Origin of the sequence: Rhodococcus sp. ARP2 (genome assembly GCF_001029585.1) — a bacterium.
GTDB classification, from domain to species: Bacteria; Actinomycetota; Actinomycetes; order Mycobacteriales; family Mycobacteriaceae; genus Rhodococcus_F; species Rhodococcus_F erythropolis.
Genome location: NZ_LEKE01000010.1, coordinates 1 through 2,545 on the forward strand (window position 1 = coordinate 1; position 2,545 = coordinate 2,545).

The following is a 2,545-nucleotide window of genomic DNA, read 5'->3' on the forward strand; positions in this document are numbered from 1 at the left end:
TTCGGTGGCGCCGACCTGAGGGGTGGTCATCTCGGCAAGCTGCTCGGCCGGCACCACCTGCCCGTCGAGTAGCGCGCGCCAGAAGGCGTTCAGGTCTGTGCCCGTCGAGACCATCGCTCCGGCAGACCAGGGGATCGACGGTTCCGTGCGGGAAACATCGGTCAGGCCACCATCGAGATCCTGATAGCCCGTCAGGTGATCGCCCCTGATATCGCGCTCACCGGCCGCCGGGAGGTACGTGTCTTCCAGGTCCAGCGGGTCGAGTATCCGAGACTGAAGTTCGTCGGCGTAGCTGCGGCCGGTCACCGATTCGACGAGCATTCCGAGAACGATGTAGTTGGTGTTGGTGTAGACGAACGACGTTCCGGGGACGAATTGCGCCGGTTTGCCGAGGGCGATGGCGACCGCGGCGGACGGCGTCAGCGTTCGGTCCTCGTTTGCGGCAATCCATTCGTCGGCGCCGGGTTCTCCGGCGAACTCGGGTAGGCCGCTGCGATGTTGCAACAGTTGCCGCACGGTGATTGCGCTACCGTCTGTGCCACTGCCGTCCATGTCACTGCCGTCCATGTCACTGCCGTGCAGTAGGCCCGGGAGGTACTGCTCGATCGGTGCGTCGAGGTCGACCTTGCCTTCGGCCACCAACTGCAGGACGAGTGAAGCGGTGAATGTCTTTGTCACACTTCCGATCCGGACCCGATCATTCTTGCCGATCGAATCGCCGTTGGTCCGATTGGGTACGCCGCTGGTCATGACAGCCGTCGTGGTTCCGTCGTCGAGTGTTGCGATCGACCCGACGACACCCGACCTGGTGAGTCCGTCGAGATCCGATTGAATCTCCACTGCGCGCTGGAGCGTCGAGCAACCGATCAGCGCCGTGGTGGCTCCGATGATGACCGCGGCGACAAGGAGGTATGAGCGCATGATTTCGAATCTAGGGATCCGCCGGCTCCGACGGATCCAGGAAATCCCCGATCATTCCCTGATCTTTGCCAGGCCGGGACGTAAGGCCTGTTTGTCGAAAACCGACAAATGGGATCAATGATTCCTGTCCGAACACCACGTCTACGCCGTTAACATCCGAACGAAGTGTTTGTTTTCACGTGTCTTACCAGTTCACGGCTATCGAGGTGCGCTGCCGCGCGCCGAAACGACTCCCACGAAGGACGGATGCATGAAGAAGTCGACACTCCGCACGGGAACGGTCGCTGCTCTGCTGACCGGAAGCGTCCTGTTGCTCTCCGCTGCCCCCGCCTCGGCCGACCCGGGGAGCCTCGGCAGCGGCGGCAGTAGCGGGAGCTCCGGCAGCCTGGGAAGCGCAGGAAGCATCAGCAGCGGATCAGCCGCCCTCCCCATTCCGAGTCCGGCAGGCCTGATCGCGCTGGCAGCAGCGAGCACTCAGACCGGAAAGCCCTACCAATGGGGCGGAGTCGGGCCGAACTCGTGGGACTGCTCCGGGCTGGTGCAATGGGCGTTTCGGCAGGCCGGAGTGAATCTGCCACGGACCAGCCAACAGCAGGCCAACGTCGGACAGCCGGTTCCTCGGTGGGCCCTCGCGCCCGGCGACGTCATCACCTTCTACCCCGGTGCGACGCACGTCGGCATCTACGCCGGATTCGGAATGGTGTTCAACGCCTACGGAGTTGGTGTTCCGACCGGACTGACGCCGCTGGCGGATCTGCCGATCAACAACATCCGCAGGTTCTAGAACCTGCACAGAACCTTCACAAGTCCTCCCAGGTTCATCCACGAGGGCCGAATACAGTCAGTTCCATGAGTCAGCGAAGAGTGCTCGTGGTCGACGACGAGGTCAGTATCTGCGAGTCCATCGCAGCGAGGCTGCGTGCCGAGGGCTACGACGTCGAGTTGGCATTTGACGGCCCCAGCGCTGTGACCCGCTGCGAGCAGATGGATGCCGACCTAGTGGTGCTCGACGTGATGATGCCGGGATTCGACGGCCTCGAAGTTTGCCGCCGCATCCAGGCCGTGCGCCCGGTGCCCGTGCTGATGTTGACCGCTCGTGCCGATGAAACCGACATGCTGATCGGTCTCGGCGTCGGGGCCGACGATTATCTGAGCAAGCCGTTCAGCATGCGTGTCCTCGTCGCCCGTGTTCAGGCATTGCTTCGGCGCGCTGATCGTGCGGAGCACGCTGCTCGCCCGGTGGCCGACTTGCTCGAGTTCGGCGACGTCGTGATCGACCTGACCGAACGTCGAGTGCGTCGTGATACGCAGGAAGTCCACCTGACTCGCACCGAATTCGATCTCATCGCCTACCTGGCGGAGCGGCCGCGAGCGGCGATCCCGCGGGAGTCGCTGCTCGAGGAGATCTGGGGCTGGGGTGAGGGAGCGGGTAGTCGGACCGTCGACAGCCACGTCAAGGCTCTACGACGCAAGCTCGGACCTTCCGTGATCCGGACCGTTCACGGCGTCGGGTACGCCTGGGACGTGCCGCGATGAGCGGCGTCGACCGACTCTTTGCACGGTGGCCGCGGCCGCTGGACCCGATGCGATCGTTCAAAGTGAAGGTCGGCCTCCTGGTTGTCGC

At 63.7% G+C, this 2,545-nt stretch carries 3 protein-coding genes; 2 read left to right on the forward strand and 1 reads right to left on the reverse strand.

The genetic code is table 11. The annotated features are described in order from the left end of the window. Window positions 1-921: serine hydrolase domain-containing protein (locus ABX74_RS02150; RefSeq protein ID WP_047888119.1), on the reverse strand; the 921-nt coding region annotated here is incomplete at its 3' end. Between the two features lie 250 nt (window positions 922-1,171). On the opposite strand from ABX74_RS02150, the gene ABX74_RS02155 reads away from it, so the two are divergent. Both ABX74_RS02155 and ABX74_RS02160 read left to right on the forward strand, forming a co-directional pair. Then, window positions 1,172-1,705, forward strand: a complete 534-nt coding sequence (locus ABX74_RS02155) for an NlpC/P60 family protein (RefSeq protein ID WP_029255974.1) — start codon at window positions 1,172-1,174, stop codon at window positions 1,703-1,705. 65 nt (window positions 1,706-1,770) lie between these two features. Beyond that, window positions 1,771-2,457: a response regulator transcription factor gene (locus tag ABX74_RS02160; RefSeq protein WP_020908708.1), complete on the forward strand. Its 687-nt coding sequence runs from the start codon at window positions 1,771-1,773 to the stop codon at window positions 2,455-2,457. The last annotated feature ends 88 nt before the right edge of the window (window positions 2,458-2,545 follow it).